This window comes from Streptomyces sp. NBC_01298, assembly GCF_035978755.1.
Taxonomy (GTDB): Bacteria; Actinomycetota; Actinomycetes; order Streptomycetales; family Streptomycetaceae; genus Streptomyces.
Map to the genome: position 1 here is coordinate 106,434 of NZ_CP108414.1, position 18,896 is coordinate 125,329.

The following is an 18,896-nucleotide window of genomic DNA, read 5'->3' on the forward strand; positions in this document are numbered from 1 at the left end:
TGGGACTTTCGGGACCCCGCGGCCGTCGCGGAGAGTGGCGTCACGTCGTCGTTGATCGACCGATCCGACTGAGGAGACTGACCACCGCATGGCCACTCACGACCACGGGCCGCTGCCCCTGACCACGCCGCAGAACGGCGTCTGGTTCGCGCAGCAACTCGACCCCACCCGCCTCGACTACACCATCGGCGAGTACCTGGAGATCCGCGGGGCGGTGGATCCGGAGCTGCTCGCCGAGGCGGTGCGCACCGTGGTGGCCCAGACCGAGACACTGTGCGTGCGGTTCGCCGAGCTGGACGGGGTGGTGCACCAGATACCGGCCGGGCCTCCGCCGCTGCGGATGGACACGGTGGACGTGAGCGCTCACCCCGATCCGGACGCCGAGTCCGAGCGGTTGATGCGCGCCGAGCTGGGCCGGCCGACGGACCTGGCGAACGGGGACGTGTGCCGTCAGCTGCTCGTGCGGACCGGTCCGCAGGTCTACCGCTGGATGCAGGGCTACCACCACCTCGTGGCCGACGGGGTCACCGGTTCGATCCTCGCGCGGCGCACGTCCGAGGTGTACTCGGCGCTGGTCGCGGGAGAGCCGGTACCGGTCCCCGGCAGCGCCCCGTGGGAGCGGATCGTGGCCGAGGAGGAGGAGTACGCCCGCTCCGAGCGGTGCGCGGCGGACCGGGAGTTCTGGCGGGCCCGGCTGGAGGGCGCCCCCGAGCCCGTCTCCTTCACCGGGAGTGCCCCGGCGCCGGCGTCCGGTACGACGGTGCGGGTGAGCGGCGAGCTCGCCCCCGCCGACGCCGGCACCCTGCGCGAGGCCGCGCGCCGGTACGGGACTCGCTGGTCGGCGCTGGTGATGGCCGCGGCCGCCGCCCACCTGCACCGTGCCGGCGGCACCGATGACGTGGTCCTCGGACTGCCGGTCACCGGCCGCACCACCCACGACGCCCGCCGGACGCCCGGCATGTTCTCCAAGGTCCTGCCGTTGCGGCTGACGGTGACCGGGGACACCACGGTCGGCGCACTGGTGCGGAACACCTCCGCCGGCATCAAGGAGGCCCTGCGCCACCAGCGGTACCGGATCGAGGAGTACACCGGGACCGGGCCACGGTCGTGGGACGCAGCGGTCAACCTCATGTCCTTCGACTACGAGCTGTCCTTCGCCGGCGCACCCGCGTCGGCGCACAACCTCGCGGTCGGACCCGTCGAGCACGTCTCCCTCAACGTCTACGACCGTGGCGGCGACAGCCCGTTGACCGTGCAGGCCGAGGGCGACGTCGCCGATATCGGCGCGGCCGAACTCGACGCGCTGCGCGTGCGGTTCACCCGGTTCCTGGTCGCGCTCGCCGCGGCCGACGACGAGGCCCCGGTCGGCTCGCTGCCCTTCCTGACCGCCGAGGACACGGAGCGCCTCGCCGGTCTCGCCGAGGGCGGCGGCGAGACCGCTCTGCCCGGCGGGCTGCTGCACACGCTGTTCGAGGAGGCGGCGGCGCGGGCACCCGAGTCGGTCGCCGTGGTCTGCGCCGGCGAGGAAGTCACCTACCGCGAACTCGACGCCTGGGCTTCGGACATCGCGGACCGGCTGCGGCCGGCCGTGGAGCCGGGCACCCCCGTCGGTGTGTGCGTGGAGCGCTCCCCCGCGATGGTCGCGGCCCTGCTCGGAGTCCTGAAGGCCGGCGGCTGCTACGTACCGCTCGACCCCGGCCTGCCGCCGGAGCGGATCGCGTACGTCGTGCGCGACGCGGGGCTGCGTACGGTCGTCGCCGGGGCCGGGACTCGTGACCGGCTGCCGCAGGACCTGCCGTCCGTGGTCCTCGCGGGAGCGGTGGACGACCCGGTCCGCGGTGGCCTCGGGGGCGCCGCCGTGCCGTCGGCCTCCGCCGCCTACCTGCTGTACACCTCGGGCAGTACGGGCGAGCCGAAGGGCGTCCTCGTCCCGCACGCGGCGGCCGTCGACTTCGTACGCGGTCACCTCGCGCTGTGCGGCGCGGGCGAACGCGCCGGATCCGCGGCGGCAGCGGGAGCGGGAGCCGGGCGTACGGAGCGGTTCCTCGGCTTCGCCTCGGTGTCCTTCGACGTGTCGGTCCTGGACGTCTTCGGCTCCCTGCTGAGCGGTTCCACCCTGGTGCTCGCCACCGACGCCGAGCGGGGCGACGTCGACCGCCTCCAGGCCCTGCTCGCCGAGCACGCGGTGACGGTCGCCGACCTCCCGCCGGCACTCCTGCCGCTGCTGGACCCTGCCTCCCTTGCCGAGCTGCGTTTCCTGTCCACGGGCGGCGAGGCCCCGTCCGGGGACGCCGTCGACCGCTGGGCGGTGGACGGCCGCGAGGTCTGGAACGCCTACGGGCCCACCGAGGCGGCCGTGTCCGTCACCATGCACCGGGTGGTTCCGCCCTCGCACGGCCGGATCCCGCCGATCGGGCGGCCGATGGCCCGCCACCGGGCGTACGTGGTGGACCGGGACCTGCGGCTGCTGCCGCCGGGGGCGACCGGCGAGCTGTGCGTGGCCGGTGCGGGGCTCGCCCAGGGGTACGCGGGACGCGCGGCCATGACGGCCGACCGTTTCGTGCCCGATCCGTTCTCGGGTGTTCCCGGTACGCGGATGTACCGGACGGGCGACCTCGTGCGCTGGTCGGCGCGCGGCGAACTGGAGTTCCTCGGTCGGGTGGACCGTCAGGTCAAGATCAACGGCCACCGGATCGAGCCGGGCGAGATCGAGGCCGTGCTCGCCCGGCAGCCCTCGGTCGGTCAGGCCGCGGTGATCGTGCACGCGCCGCCCGGCGCCGCCCGGCGGCTGGTCGCCTTCGTGGCACCGCCGCAGGACGGTCCGGCGCCCGAACCAGAGCGATTGGCGGCGGAATTGGGCCGGGTCCTGCCCGGCTACATGGTGCCCCGCACCATCGTGGCCGTGGACCGGCTGCCGCTCACCCCGGGCGGCAAGGTGGACCGCGCGCGGCTCCACGTACCGCAGGCCGCGGCGCGTCCGGAGCGCCCTCAGCAGACGTACGGGGCCGTCGAGGTGACCCTCGCGGCGCTGTTCTCCGAGGCCCTCGGCGTCACCGCCGCCCCCGACGACAACTTCTTCGAGCTCGGCGGTGACAGCATCACCGCCCTCACCCTGACCAGCCGGGCGCGGGCGCACGGCTTCTCCTTCACCTTGCGCGACGTGTTCGCGCACAAGACGGCGGCCGCCCTCGCCGCGGCCGTGGGTGAGCCGGCCACCGGTACGTCCCCGTCCGCCGCTCCGGCCCCTGACGCGTGCGGTCCGCTGCCGGCGACGCCGGTCATGCGCTGGCTGCTGGACGGACCGGGCCCCATCGGGCGCTTCAGCCAGTCCATGGTGCTGGCCCTGCCCGGGCACGCGGACGACGCGACGCTCGTACGGGTCCTGCAGTCGGTCGTGGACCGGCACGCGGCGCTGCGCCTCGGCGTGGCCGCCGGTTCCGAGGGACCGCTGTGCACGGTCGGCGAGCCCGGTTCGGTCGACGTGTCCCGGCTGTACCGCACCGTGGCCGTGGCGGGGCAGGACGCGGCCGCCCGCGCCGACGCCGTGGCCGAGGCGGCGCGGGAGGCGGCCGGGCAACTGGACCCCGCGGCCTCGGTGATGCTGCGGGCGGTGCGCTTCGACGCCGGTGGTGCCGGACCGGACCGGCTGCTGCTGTGCGTGCACCACCTGGCGGTGGACGGGGTGTCCTGGCGGATCCTGACGGCGGACCTGGCCGACGCCTGGGAGGCCGCCGTAGCCGGGCGGCCGCTGCCGGCCGCCGACGGGGAGGTGTCGTTCCGCGCCTGGGCCCAGCACCTCGACCTCCTGGCGCAGGACCCGCGGGTGCTCGCCGAACTCCCCTTCTGGCGCTCGACACTGGAGGTTCTCGGGGCGGGGGCGGACCCCGAGGCGCCGTGGAACCGGGTCCCCAACCCGGTTCGGGACACCGCGGGCACCGCCCGCACGCTGACGCTCGACCTGCCGCGCGAGGTCGCCGGCCCGCTGCTGGCCGGGGTGCCCGGCGCGCTGCGCACCGGGCCGGCCGAGGTGCTGCTCGCCGGGCTGGTCCTCGCGGCCCACCGCCTCCGGTCCCCCGGGAGCGCCGCCGGGCCGCTGCTGGTCGACCTGGAGGGCCACGGCCGTGGCGACCGCACCGGCCGCCACGACCTGGCGCGGACCGTGGGCTGGTTCACCACTCAGTACCCGGTCCGCTTCGATCTGGACGGCCTCGACCTGGACGCGGCGGCCCGGGGCGGCGAGGCGCTCGCCGAGCTGGTCGCCCGGATCCACACGGTGGTCGCCTCCGTGCCGGACCACGGCACGGGCTTCGGCCTGCTGAGCCGCCTCAATCCGCGGACCGCCGCGGAACTGTCCGCACTCCCGCGCCCCCGGGTCCTGTTCAACTACCTCGGCCGGTTCTCCGGCGGTGACGAGGCGCCTTGGGGCCCCGCCCCCGAGGCGGGCGGACTGCGGGCCGACGCGGACCCGGCGATGCCCGTCGAGCACGCCGTACAGATCGACGCCCTGGCCGTGGACGGCGCCGACGGTCCCACATTCACCGCGGCCGTCACCCATCCTCGGGCCCTGCTGACCGACGCCGAGGCGGACGCCCTGGTGGCGGCCTGGGGGGAGGCGCTGCGCCTGCTGGCCGCCTGGACGGGCGCCGCCCGGCCCCGCCGCCTCACCCCCCGGGACCTGCCGCTGGTCCGGCTGACGCAGCCGGAGACGGACGCCCTGTCCGCACGCCACGCCGGGCTCGTCGACGTACTGCCGCTCTCACCGCTTCAGGAGGGCCTCTTCTTCCACTCCGCCTTCGACACGGGCGCGCTGGACGCCTACACCGGCCAGCTCGTCCTCACCCTTGAGGGCCCTCTCGACGAGCGCACCCTGCGGACCGCGTGCAACGGGCTGCTGCGCCGCCACAGTGCACTGCGCTCCGCCTTCACCGACCAGGGGCTGGACCGCCCGGTGCAGGTCGTCCTCGAATCCGTGGAGGCGCCCTGGGAGACGGTGGACCTCGGCGGACTCGGATCCCCGGACGGGCAGCGGGAGTGGGAGCGGCTGCTGGCGGCCGACCGGGCCCGCAGCTTCGACCTGGAGCGGCCCCCACTGGTGCGCTTCACCCTGGTCCGGTTCGGCACCGACGAGCACCGGCTGGTCATGACGAACCACCACATCCTGTGGGACGGCTGGTCCTCGGCGGTCCTCCTGCGCGAACTGCTCGCGGGATACGCCGAACGCACCGCGCACGCCGGGGGGAACGGGCCCGGGGAGGGCGGCCCCGTCGCGGAAGGGGCCGCGTACCGCTCCCACCTGGACTGGCTGGCCCGCCAGGACCACCGCGCCGCCGAGGCTGCCTGGAGCGGCGCGCTGGCCGGGCTGGCGGAGCCGACGCTGCTGGGCGCGGCCGACCCCCACCGGATCGACGCCCTGCCCGAGCGGGCCGCGGTGGAGCTGTCGGCGGAACTGACGGCGCGGCTCACCGCACGGGCCCGTACCGCGGGGGTCACCCTCAACAGCGTCGTCCAGGGCCTGTGGGCGGTGCTGCTGGGCCGGGTGACCGGGCGGGACGACGTGGTGTTCGGCGGGACCGTCTCCGGGCGCACCGCGGACCTCGCGGGCATCGAGGAGATGGTCGGGCTGCTGATCAACACGCTGCCCGTGCGGTTCCGGATCCGGGAGGACGAGCCGCTGCTGGCCGCGCTCGTCCGGTTCCAGGACGAGCAGGCGGACCTGATGGACCACCAGCACGCCGGACTGGCCGGCATCCAGCGGGCAGTGGGGCTGGGCACCCTCTTCGACACGACCGTCGTCGTCGAGAACTATCCGCTCGACCTGGAGTCGATGCGGGACCTGGCCGGCGGGCCGCGGCTGACCGGGGTGGAGGGTTCGGACGCCACCCACTACACCGTCAACCTCATCGTCCTGCCCGGGGAGCGGCTGCGGCTGCACCTGGACCACCGTACGGACGTCCTCGACGCGCGGACGGCGCGCAGTCTGGGCGAGGCGCTGGAGCGGCTGCTGACGGCCGTCGCAGATGCCCCCTCCACCCCGGTCGGGGAGGTGGACCTGCTCTCCGCGGAGCAGCACCGGCTGATCCGGGAGTGGAACGGCACGGCCGTGCCCGTCCCCCGCACCACGCTGGTGGAGCTGTTCGCACAGCAGGTGGCCCGGACCCCGGACGCCCCGGCGACCGTCTTCCGCGGCGAGCGCCTGACGTACGCCGAGCTCGACGCCCGCGCCGGGCGGCTGGCGCGGGAGCTGTGCGACCGGGGCGCCGGTCCGGAGCGGATCGTCGCGGTCGCCCTGCACCGCTCCACCGAGATGGTGGTCTCGCTGCTGGCCGTGCTGAAGTCCGGGGCCGCCTACCTTCCGGTGGACCCCTCGCTGCCGGCGGACCGGATCGCGTACCTGCTGTCCGACGCCGAGCCCGTCCTGCTGCTCGCCGACGACACCGTGGCGGCCGCGCTGCCGGCCGCCGCGAACCTGCCGCGGCTGGATCCGGGGGCCGTCCACGGCGGGGGCCGCGGTGCGCGGCCGCGGGCGCCGCTTCCCGCGCACCCCGCGTACGTGATCTACACGTCCGGGTCGACGGGGCGGCCCAAGGCCGTCGTCGTCGAGCACGCGGCGATCGTCAACCGGCTGCTGTGGATGCAGGACCGGTACCGGCTGGGCGCGGACGACCGGGTGCTCCAGAAGACCCCGTTCGGTTTCGACGTGTCGGTGTGGGAGTTCTTCTGGCCGCTGCTGACCGGTGCGGCCCTGGTCGTCGCCGAGCCCGGCGGGCACAAGGACCCCGCCTACCTCACCCGGGTGATCCAGGAGGAGGCGATCACCACCGTCCACTTCGTGCCGTCCATGCTGGCGGCGTTCGTGGAGGACCCGCAGGCCGGCCGCTGCCGGTCGCTGCGGCGGGTCGTGTGCAGTGGCGAGGCCCTGCCGGAGGAGCTGAAGAACCGATTCCTCGACGTGGTCGACGTTCCCCTGCACAACCTGTACGGACCCACCGAGGCGGCCGTGGACGTCACGCACTGGGACTGCCTCCGCGAGGAGACCGGGCCCGTGCCGATCGGCCGGCCGATCTGGAACACCTCGCTGCGCGTGCTCGATCCGCGCGGGCGGCCCGTCCCGGTGGGCGTGGCGGGCGAGCTGTACCTCGCGGGCGCGGGACTGGCCCGCGGCTACCTGCGCCGCCCGGCGCTGACCGCGGAGCGCTTCCCGCTCGATCCGTTCGGCCCGCCGGGTTCGCGCATGTACCGCACCGGTGACCTGGCCCGGCACCGGGCCGACGGTTCCGTGGAATACCTCGGCCGCACCGACGACCAGGTCAAGATCCACGGCTTCCGGATCGAGCTCGGCGAGATCGAGACGGCGCTGGGCCGGCTTGCCGGGGTGGGACGGGCCGCGGTCGTCGTCCGCGAGGACGTCCCGGGCGAGCGCAGGCTCGTCGGGTACGTCGTCCCGGAGGCCGGGGCCGCCCCGGACCCGGACCGGGAGCCGGGATGGGCTCCGGCTCTGGACCCGGAGGCGATGCGCGCCGAACTGGCGCGCTCCCTGCCGGAGTACATGGTGCCGCTGCTCGTGGTCGTGGACGCGCTGCCCGTCACGGCGAACGGCAAGCTCGACCGCAGGGCGCTCCCGGAGCCCGCCGCGGCGGCCGCCGCCACCGGGTACGAGCCGCCGGCCGGGGAGACCGAGGAACTGGTCGCCATGGTGTGGGCCTCCGTACTGGACGCGCCGCGGATCGGCCGCCACGACGACTTCTTCGCCCTCGGGGGGCACTCGCTGAGCGCGACCCGGGTGGCGGCCCGGCTGCGCCAGTCCCTCGGACTCGATCTGCCCCTGCACACCCTCTTCGAACAGCGGACCGTCGCCGCCCTCGCCACCGCCGTCGAGACGGTGCTGCTGGCCGCACTGGAGGCCGAAGCCGGCCCGTTCGACACACAGACCGCCACCGCCGACGCCATCGACGGCGTTCCTTCACTCGTACTTCAGGGAGAGACTTCGTGACCACCCAGGAGAGCCTTCCCGCCGGCGTGGACAGCCGGCTGGCCGCCGCCCGCGAGCTGCTGCGGCGCCGTGTGCGCGCGGCGCTGGACGACTCGGCGGCCGGCCCGGTGACCGCCGCGTCCCCCATCGCGGGCACCGACGGCCACGGCCTCGCACCCGTCGCACCCGTCGCACCCGTCGCCCCCGTCGCCTCCTTCGCCCAGGAGCGGATGTGGCTGGTGGACCGGATGAGTGACGGCACCCCCGGCTATGCGATCCCCGAGGTCGTCCGGCTGCGCGGCCCCCTCCGGCCGGACCTGCTGCGCCGGAGCCTGACCGCCGTGGTGGCCCGCCACGCACCGCTGCGCACCGTCTTCGAGGAGCGCGACGGCGCCCCGCACCCCGTGGTCCTGCCCGCACCGGAGGCCTTCCCGCTGCCGGTGCTCGATCTGGGCGAGGCCCCCCTCGCCGGACTGGAGGAGCGGGCCCACGCCCTGGCCCGGGAGGAGGTCCGCAGGCCCTTCGACCTGGCGACGGACCCGCTGCTGCGCGCCCTGCTGATCCGGCTCGGCGCCGAGGACCACCTGCTGGTGCTGGTGGTCCACCACATCGCGACCGACGGCTGGTCCATGGGACTGCTCTGGCAGGAGCTCTCCGAGGGCTACGCGGCCCTGCTCGCGGACCGGCCGCTCCCGCGGGCGCCGCTCCCCCTCGACTACCAGGCGTACGCCCGTACCCAGCGCGAGCGGTTCGCGAGCGGGGCGATGAACGGGCAGCTGCGCTGGTGGGAGAAGTCCCTCGCGGGGCTGGAGCCCCTCGAACTACCCGCGGACCGGCCCCGGCCCACCCGCCGCAGCGGCGACGGCGCGAGCCTGGACTTCGCCCTCGACGCCCAGCTCACCGCGCGGCTGCGGGGGATCGCCGAGAGCAGCGGCGCCACCCTGTTCATGACCCTGCTGGCCGGTTTCCAGGCCACCCTGGCCCGCTGCTCCGGCCGCACCGACATCGCCGTCGGCACTCCGGTCGCCGGGCGCGACCGGGTGGAGCTGGAGCCCCTCGTCGGGTTCTTCGTCAACACCGTGGTGCTGCGCGCCGACCTGTCGGGCGAGGTGGGGTTCCGCGAGCTGCTCGGCCGGGTCCGCCGGGCGACGGTGGACGCGTACGACCACCAGGAGGTGCCCTTCGACCGGCTCGTGGAGCATCTGAACCCCGAGCGCGTCGGCGACCGCAACCCGCTCGTGCAGGTGATGTTCGCGTCGGCGCCGGACGAGACCGCCGGGCTGCGGCTGCCGGGCCTGGACGCACAGGTCGTGCGGAGCGACTTCGGCGGATCCCTCTTCGACCTCGGCGTCTTCGTCTCCGAGGGCGCCGAGACCTGCTCCGGCTCCCTCGTCTTCGACACCGACCTGTTCGACCGGGCCACCGCCGAACTCGTCCTCGGCCACTACCTGGAGCTGCTCGCCTCCGCCGCCGAGGAGCCCGAACGGCCCCTGGCCGAGCTGCTGCCCTCCGCCCCGACCGCGGCCCGGCTCGTCACTGGGGGCCACGGCGCGGCCCGCCCCGACCTCGCCCCGGCCACCCTGGTCGAGCTGTTCGCCGAACAGGCCCGGCGCGCCCCTGCTGCCGAGGCCGTGGTCTGCGGCGCCGACCGCCTGAGCTTCGCCGAACTCGACCGCCGTTCGGATGAGTTGGCGGCCCGGCTGGCCGCCGCCGGGGTGGTGCGCGAATCGCCGGTGGCCCTGCTGATGGAGCGCTCGGTCCACCTCCCGGTAGCGATCCTGGCCGTCCTGAAGGCCGGCGGGCTCTACCTGCCCCTCGGCGAGGGATTCCCCGTCAGACGGCTGCACTGGATGCTGGAGCGGACCGGCGCCCGCCTGCTGCTCGCCGACGCGGCGACGGCCGGCCACGAGGCCGTCCGTACCTCGCCGGTGCCGGTGCTCGACGCGACGGCCCCGGTGGACGGGGCGCCGGTGGACGGGGGCCCGGCCGCCGCGCCGGGTCCGTATCCGTCCTGCTCGCCGGACCAGTTGGCGTACGTGCTGTACACCTCCGGTTCCACGGGCGAGCCGAAGGGCATCGGCGTCACGCACGCCAACGTCGCGGCGCTCGCCCGGGACGCCTCCTTCGGCGCCGCGCACCGCCGGGTGCTGGCGCACTCGCCGCTGTCGTTCGACGCCTCGACGTACGAACTGTGGGTGCCGCTGCTGTCCGGCGGGCAGGTGGTCCTGGCGCCGCCCGGCCGGGTGGACACCGCGGCCCTGACCCGGCTGGTGCAGGAGCACCGGATCACCTCGCTGTTCCTCACGGCCGCCCTCTTCAACCTGGTGGTCGAGGAGTGCGTGGAGCTCCTGACGCACGTGCGGGAGGTGTGGACGGGCGGTGAGGCCGCCTCCCCGCACTCCTTCGCCCGGGCCCTGGAGCAGGCGCCCGGGACCGTCCTCGTCAACGTCTACGGGCCCACCGAGACGACGACCTTCGCCACGCGGCACCGGCTGGACCCGCGCGCCGGAGCCGTCGTGGACGGCCGGATCCCCATCGGCACCGCACTGGACGACACCCGCCTCTACGTCCTGGACGAGCGCGGTCGCCCGGTGCCGCAGGGCGCCGTGGGCGAGCTGTGCATCGGCGGCACCGGAGTGGCCCGCGGCTACCTGGACCGGCCCGGCCTGACCGCGCGGCAGTTCACCCCCGACCCCTACGGCGTCCCGGGCGCCCGGATGTACCGGACGGGCGACCTCGCCCGGCGGCGCCCCGACGGGGCCGTCGACTACCTGGGCCGGAGCGACCAGCAGGTCAAGATCCGCGGCCATCGGATCGAGCCGGGCGAGATAGAGGCCCAGCTCACCCGCTGCCCGCAGGTCGGGCACGCCGCGGTCGTGGTCCGCGAGGACGTCCCCGGCGAGCAGCGGCTCGTCGCCTACGTGGTGCCCGCGCAGGGGCAGCGGGCCGAACCGGCCGAGCTGCACCGGGCGCTCGCCGCACGGCTGCCCGCGTACATGCTGCCCTCGGCGATCGTGCCGCTCGACGCGCTGCCGGTCACGCCGAACGGCAAACTGGACCGGCGCGCGCTGCCCGCTCCGCCCGAGGAGGGAGTGCGCCGGGCCGAGTTCGCCCCGCCCGCGACGCCGGCGGAGGAACTCGCCGCGTCGGTGTGGTGCGAAGTGCTGGGCACCGAGCGGATCGGCCGTCACGACGACTTCTTCGCGCTCGGCGGGCACTCCCTGCGGGCCACCCGCGCCGTGTCGCGGCTCGGTGCCCGCCTGGGTACCGGGGTGCCGCTGCGGCTGCTCTTCGAGCACCCGACGCTGGAACGGTTCGCCTCGGCGCTGGACGCCTTGCGCGCGGACGCGGCCGGCCCGGCCCGGGCCACCGTCACGGCGATCGGCGCCCGGCCCGCCGGGGAACCCGCGCCGCTGTCCTTCGCCCAGCAGCGCCTGTGGTTCCTGGACCAGCTCCAGCCCGGCCGCCCCGACTACAACATCCCCGTCGCGGCCCGGCTGCGGGGCCCGCTGGACGCCGACGCCCTGGCCGCCGCGCTGAGCACGGTGGTGACCCGGCACGAGGTGCTGCGCTCCCGGATCACCGAGGGCCCGCGAGGTCCCGTACAGACCGTGGAAGCGCCGGAGGTCTTCGTCCCCGTCCGCACCGACCTGGGCGACCTGCCCGCCGAGGAGGCCCGTTCACGGGCGCTCGGCCTGGCCCACGCGGATGCCGCCGCCCCCTTCGACCTGGGCTCCGCTCCCCTACTGCGGGCCCGGGTGGTGCGGGTCGCGGACGACGAGCACCTGCTCGTCCTGGTCCTGCACCACACGGTCGGCGACGGCTGGTCGATGCCGGTGCTGTGGCGGGAGCTGTCCGGTGCCTACGCGGCGCTGCGCCGCGGCGAGCGTCCCACGCTGCCGGAACTGAGCCTCCAGTACGGAGACTTCGCGTTCTGGCAGCAGGACCGGCTGGCGAACGGCGACGCCGGCGCGGGGATCGCCCACTGGCGGGAGGCGCTGGCCGGGCTACCGGCCCTGGAGCTGCCCACCGACCGGCCGCGGCCGCAGGTGCGCTCCGGTGCGGGCGACTCCTTCGTCTTCGAGGTCCCGGCCGAACTCGCCGGGCGGCTCGGCGTGCTGGCCCGTGAGCGCGGCGCCACCCTCTTCATGGTGCTGCTGGCCGGCTTCCAGGCGTTGCTGGCCCGCTACACGGGCCAGGCCGACATCGCGGTGGGCTCGCCCATCGCGGGCCGTGACCGCACCGAACTGGAGCCGCTCATCGGCTTCTTCGTCAACACCCTCATCCTGCGCACCGACCTGTCCGGCGACCCGGCATTCGGCGAACTGCTGTGCCGGGTGCGCCGCACCGCGCTCGCCGCGTACGAGCACCAGGACGTCCCCTTCGACCGGCTGGTGGAGGAGCTGCGGCCGGAGCGCGACCTCAGCCGCAACCCGCTGTTCGACGTGCTGTTCCAGCTGCATCCCGAGCAGCTCGCCGCCCTTCCGCTGGACGGTGTGGAGGTCGAGGACCTCGACACGTCCAACGCGACGGCCAAGTTCGACCTCAGCCTGGCGATGACCGAGCACCCCGGCGGTCTGACCGGCACGGTGCAGTACGCGACGGACCTCTTCGACCGGGCCACGGTCGAGCGGTTCGGCGCGCACTACCTGCGGCTGCTGGCCGGCGCCGCCGAGGAGCCCGACGCACCGCTGTCCCGGCTGGACGTCCTGTCCCCGCAGGAGCACGCCGCCCTGCTCGGGGAGGAGCCGGAGCCGCCCGCGGACCGGCCGGCGGACCGGACCCTGCACTCCCTGGTGGCGGAACAGGCCCGGCTGCGGCCGGACGCCCCCGCCGTGACCTGCGCGGGCCGCACCACCAGCTACGCGGAACTCGACGCGGCCGCCAACCGGCTGGCCCACCGACTGCGGCAGCTCGGGACCGGCCCCGAGACCACGGTGGCGGTGCTGGCCGGCCGCGACCCGCGCATGCTGGTCTGTGTCCTCGCGGTCCTGAAGGCCGGCGGCGCCTACCTGCCGCTCGACGCGGGGCACCCGGCCGAGCGGGTCCGCACGGTCCTGGCCGACAGCGGCGCCCACCTGGTACTGACAGCGGGCCTGCCCGGCGGGCTGCCCGCGGACCTCGCCGGCGCCGTGCCGGTCCTGGACCTGGACGCCGAGCGGCACCGGGTGGACGCACTGCCCGCCACGGAGCCGCCCGCCGCGGCCTCCCCCGCCCACCTCGCCTACCTGCTGTACACCTCCGGGTCCACCGGCCGCCCCAAGGGCGTGGCCGTCACGCACGCCGCGATCACCGGCTATCTGGCGGCGCTGACCTCCACCTTCGGACTCGGGCCCGAGGACGCGGTGCTCGCCCGTACGGCGCTGACCTTCGACCCGTCGGTCCGGGACCTGTTCGCCCCGCTGACCACCGGCGGCCGGATCGTCCTCGCCTCCCAGGACGAGGCCGGGGATCCGGACGCCCTGGCCCGGCTGCTGCACGCCGAGGGCGTGACGGCGCTGCTGTCGATCGTCCCGTCGATGCTGGAGCCGCTGGTCGGCGCCGTGGCCGCGGGAGAGGGGCCGTCGCCGGCCCTGCGGCTGGTGATGACCACCGGTGAGGCGCTGACGCCCGGGCTGGCCCGGGCCGCGCACACCCTGGGCACGCCCGGCCGACTGCGGCTGGTCAACCAGTACGGTCCGACGGAGTGCACCAACACCACCACCTACCACGAGGTGACGGACGCCGACATCGAGGCGGGCCGCATTCCCATCGGGCGGCCGCTGCCCGGAGCCCGCGTGCTCGTGCTCGGCGAACACCTCGAACCGCTGCCGCGGGGCGCGATCGGTGAACTCTTCATCGCCGGACGCGGGGTGACCCGCGGCTACCTCGGCGATCCGGCCCGCACCGCCGCGTCGTACCCGCCGGACCCGTACGGGCCGCCCGGCGCGCGCATGTACCGCACCGGCGACCTGGCGCGGCTGCGCTCCGACGGGGTGCTGGAGTTCCACGGCCGCCGGGACAACCAGGTCAAGGTCCGGGGGCACCGCATCGAACTCGGTGAGGTCGAGGCCGCCCTGCTGCGCCACCCGGACGTCGCCCGGGCCGTGGCCGCCGCGCACGGCGAGGGCGCCGACCGGACGCTCGCCGCGTACGTCGTCTGGCGGGACGGCGCCGGCGATCCGGCCGCCGTACTGGACTTCGTACGCGCCGCCCTGCCGGCCGCGATGGTGCCGTCCGCGCTGGTGGTGCTGGACGCGCTGCCGCTGACGCCGAACGGGAAGACCGACCGCAGGGCGCTGCCCGCGCCGGAGCCCGGCACGGCCGGCCACCGCGTGCACGTCGCCCCGCGCACCGCGCTGGAGCGGACGGTCGTCGAGGTCTGGGAGGAGGTGCTCGGGGAGGGCCCCATCGGGGTCCGCGACCACTTCTTCGAGCGCGGCGGGCACTCCCTGCGCGCCACCCGGGTCGTCTCCCGGCTGCGCGCCCTGCTGGAGCTGGGCATCCCCGTGCAGCTGCTCTTCCGGCACCCGGTGGCCGAGGACCTGGCCCGGGCGCTGGCTTCGCTGGGTGCGGCGCACGCCTCGGGGCCGGTGATCCCGGCGCTGCCCGTGGGGCCGGGCCCGCTGTCCTTCGGGCAGCAGCGGCTGTGGCTGCTGGACCGGCTCCAGCCGGGCCGGCCCGACTACAACATGCCCGGCGCCGTGCGGTTGACCGGGGAGCTGGACCGCGCCGCGGCGCTGGCCGCGCTGGAGGACGTCGTCACCCGGCACGAGGTGCTGCGTTCGCGGATCGAAGAGCCCGAAGACAGCGAGGAGACCGAAGGGAACGGCGCCGAGGTGGTGGTCGCGGCCCGTGTCGTGCCCGGTCCGGCCTCGATGTTCACCCCTCTGTTCACCGACCTGTCGGAGCTGGGTGCGGCGGTGGCCGGGGAGCGGGCGCGGGAGCTGGCGGTTCAGGACGCCGCGCTGCCCTTCGACCTGGCCGCGGCGGGCCCGCTGCGGGCCCGGCTGGTGCGCATCGCCCCGCAGGAGCACCTGTTGGTGATCGTCGCGCACCACATCGCCTTCGACGGCTGGTCGGTGGGCGTGTTCTGGCGGGAGTTCTCCGCCGCCTACCGGGCCCGCACCCTCGAAGGAGCCGAGCCGCTGCCGCGACTCGCCGTCTCCTACCGCGATTTCGCGTCCTGGCAGCGCGAACGGCTGAGCGGTGACGCCCTCGCCGAGACCCTGGAGTACTGGCGCGGCCGGCTCGAGGGGCTCGCCCCGCTGGACCTGCCCACCGACCGGCCCCGGCCGGCCACCCCGTCCGGACGCGGCGAGCAGTTCTCCTTCGAACTGCCCGAACCGCTGCTGCGGGACCTGCGTGACCTGGGCCGGCGGCACGACGCGACCCTGTTCATGGTGCTGCTGGCAGGCTTCCAGGCGCTCCTGGCCCGCTGGTCGGGGGGCGAGGACGTGGCGGTGGGCTCCCCCATCGCCGGGCGCGATCGCACCGAACTGGAGCCGCTCATCGGCTTCTTCGTCAACAGCCTGGTGCTGCGCACCGATCTGTCCGGCGATCCCGGCTTCGGCGAGCTGCTGGACCGGGTCCGTGAGACGGCCCTGAGTGCGTACGCCCACCAGGAGGTGCCGTTCGAGCGCCTGGTGGAGGAGGTGCGGCCGGAGCGCGACCTGAGCCGCAACCCGCTGTTCCAGGTGATGCTGGTGCTCGACGAGGAGGCCTCGAAGCCGCCCGCCCTGCCCGGCCTCGACGTGGAACCGCTCTCGCTGGCCAGCGGCGCTTCGAAGTTCGACCTGTCGCTGTACTTCGTCGAGGAGCAGGGGGTACTGCGCGGCGAGGCCGTGTTCGCCACCGACCTCTTCGACCGGGCGAGCGTCGAGCGGATGGCCTCGGCGCTGGCCGAGCTGCTCACGGCCGCGGTGGCCGATCCCGCCACCCCGTTGGGCGCCCTGCCCGTGATGGACGCGGCCGAGGAGGCCCGGCTCCTGGAAGCGGGCGGCGGAGCCGCCGGGCCGGCCGCCGGCCGGGCCCTCCCCCCGCTCCCCTCGCTCCCCGTGCTCGTCGGCGAGCAGGCCCTGCGTACGCCGGGGGCCGTCGCCGTGGACGACGGCGAACGGACCCTCACGTACGCCGGGTTGTGGAAGACGTCGGGCCTGCTGGCCCGGGAGCTGGCCCGCCTGGGTGTGGGTCCGGAGACGGCGGTGGCCGTGTGCGCGGAGCGCTCCGTGCTGCTGCCTGCGGCGCTGCTGGGCGTACTGCGTTCCGGCGGCATGTACGTGCCCGTGGACCCCGGCTATCCGGCCGACCGGATCGCCTACATGATCACGGACAGCGGTGCCCGGGTGCTGGTGGTTTCGGGTCTGCCCGGCCCCGCCGAGGCGCCGGACGGGGTCGCCGTACTGGACCTCGACGCTCTGACCGGGGCCGCGGCCCCCGCGGGCGGCGAGCTCGAACCCGTGCGGCCCGAGCGGGCCCCGGAGCCGGAGCAACTGACCTACACCCTGTACACCTCGGGTTCCACGGGACGCCCGAAGGGGGTCACCGTCCCGCACCGGGCGCTGGCGAACTTCACCCGGGACATGGTGCGCAGGCTGGAGCTGACGGCCGGCGACACGGTCGCGGCCGTCACCACCGCCTCCTTCGACATCGCCGTGCTGGAACTGCTGGTCCCGCTCGCGTGCGGAGCGACCGTACGGGTCGTCGACCGGGAGACCGCCCGGGACGGCGCCCTCCTCGCGAAGGAGCTGGACGCGGCGCCGGTCACGGTCGTCCAGGCCACCCCGGCGACCTGGCACCAGCTGATGGAGTCCGGCTGGCGGGCGCCCCGCGTACGGGCCCTGTGCGGCGGCGAGGCGCTGCCGCCGGCCCTGGCCGAGCGGATGCGCACGGCGCTGGGCACGGTCCGCAACGTGTACGGGCCGACGGAGACCACCGTCTGGTCCACGTCCCACCTGCTGTCCGGGCCGGTCGGTGACGGCCCGGTGCCCATCGGCTCGGCGCTCGCCAACACCCGCCTCCTCATCCTGGACGCGCACCTGCGGCCGGTGCCGGTCGGTGTGTTCGGCGAGCTCTACATCGGCGGCGACGGGGTGGCCCGCGGCTACCACGGGCGGCCGGCGCTGACCGCGGAGCGGTTCGTACCCGACCCGTACGCGGCGGGCGAGCGGCTGTACCGCACCGGTGACCTCGTACGGCGCCTCGCGGACGGCGGCCTGGAGTACCGCGGCCGGGCCGACGGCCAGGTGAAGGTGCGCGGCCACCGGATGGAGCTCGGCGAGATCGAGTCCGCGCTCGCCCGCCACCCGCGGGTGGCGGCGGCGGCCGTGGCCGTCCACGGCACCGGAGTGGACGCCGTGCTCGCCGGCTACGTGACCTGGCGGGACGGACCGGGCGAGGTACGGGAGCTCGGCGACTTCCTGCGCCGGGACCTGCCCGAGTACATGGTGCCGGCCGTCCTCACGGCGCTGGAGCGGCTCCCGCTCACCCCGAACGGCAAGCTCGACCGCAAGGCGCTGCCCGCTCCGTCGGCGGACGCCGGACGCGGCGGGGGCGCGGGGCGGATCGCCCCGCGCGACACCACCGAGCTGCGGATGGCGCGATTGTGGGAGCAGACCCTGGGCACGTCCCCCATCGGGGTGCGCGACGACTTCTTCGCACTCGGCGGCCACTCGCTCAAGGCCTTCGCCCTGATGGCTGCCGTGCGCCGGGAGTTCGGGGTGGATCTGCCGCTGAACATGGTCTTCCGTCGGCGCACCGTCGAACTGCTCTGCGAGGCACTGCCGGAGGCGGGGGCGGCCGCGGCCCGGCTGCTGGTCCCGCTCGCCGACGGGGACCCGTCCAGGCCGCCGCTGGTCCTGGTCCACCCGCGGGGCGGCGACGTCGTCTGCTACCGGGATCTGGTGCGGGACCTGTCCGCCCGTCCCGGAGGCGACCGGCGGGTCCTCGGCCTGGAGTCCGTGGGCTACAACACCGGCGAGACCCCGCTGGAGCGGGTGCCGGAGATGGCCGAACGCTACCTGGCCGCGCTCCGCGAGGAGCAGCCGCGGGGCCCGTACCTCCTCGCCGGCTGGTCGTTCGGCGGGACGGTGGCCTACGAGATGGCCGCCCGGCTGGAGGCCGCGGGCGAGGAGGTGGCCTTCCTCGGGCTGATCGACGCGGCGGCGCCGGGCGCCACTCCCGGCAGCCGGTCCGCCGCGGCGGGGCCGGGCGATCCGGACCTGCTGCGGTACGGCATCGCGGCGGGCCTCGACGCCGGCTCGGCGCGCGAACTGGACGAGGAGGAACTGCTCGACGTCCTGGTGCGCCGCGGCCGCGCGGAGGGCACCCTTCCGCGTACGTCCCCCACGGAGGCCCTGCGCAGGCTCCTGCGGGTCGCCGAGGCGAACGGCACGGCCTCCGCCGCTTACCGCACCGACGCCGTCCTCGGTGTCGACCTGCACCTGTTCACGGTCGACGAGCGCCACCCCGAGCTCGCGACCCCGCTGGTGGACCCGGCGGCCTGGCGGCCCCGCACCGACGGCGCCGTCGTACGGGCCGCGGTCCCGGGCAACCACCACGACCTGGTGGACCCTCCGCACTGCGCCGCGCTGGCCCACCTGCTCGCCGCGGCCCTGCCCCGCTGAGCCACCCCGGCCCGATTCCCCTTCCGCACACCGATCCGTCCTTCCGCACCACCGATCCGTCCTGGAGAACACCGTGAACGACGCGTCCCCGCAGCAGTACCTGGTCGTGGCCAACGACGAGGAGCAGTACTCCCTCTGGGAGGCCGGCCGGTCCGTCCCGCCGGGCTGGCACGACCAGGGCGTGGCCGGCACCAAGGAGGCGTGCCTGGAGCACATCGAGCGGGTGTGGACCGACATGCGCCCGCTGAGCCTGCGCATGAACCCGGCCGGCTGACCCGACGATCCCCGGGCACCACGCCGCTCCGGCGGTCCGCGTCGCGGGC

General features: G+C 75.5%; 3 protein-coding genes. All 3 read left to right on the top strand.

The window, feature by feature from the left end; all coding sequences use genetic code 11:
- Positions 1-88 precede the first annotated feature (88 nt).
- The 3 genes from OG730_RS00605 to OG730_RS00615 all read left to right on the top strand — a co-directional run bounded on the left by OG730_RS00605 (position 89) and on the right by OG730_RS00615 (position 18,847).
- A complete protein-coding gene (locus tag OG730_RS00605; RefSeq protein ID WP_327302206.1) occupies positions 89-7,990 on the top strand; it encodes a non-ribosomal peptide synthetase in 7,902 nt (2,633 codons plus the stop codon).
- Positions 7,987-18,573 carry a non-ribosomal peptide synthetase gene (locus OG730_RS00610; RefSeq protein ID WP_327302207.1) on the top strand — a complete coding sequence of 3,529 codons (10,587 nt, stop codon included), beginning with the start codon at positions 7,987-7,989 and terminating at the stop codon, positions 18,571-18,573. The genes OG730_RS00605 and OG730_RS00610 overlap by 4 nt, the downstream gene beginning before the upstream one ends.
- Positions 18,574-18,646: 73 nt before the next feature.
- Positions 18,647-18,847 (top strand): MbtH family protein, encoded by a 201-nt coding sequence (locus tag OG730_RS00615; RefSeq protein WP_327302208.1) that lies wholly within the window; start codon positions 18,647-18,649, stop codon positions 18,845-18,847.
- Positions 18,848-18,896 lie beyond the last annotated feature (49 nt).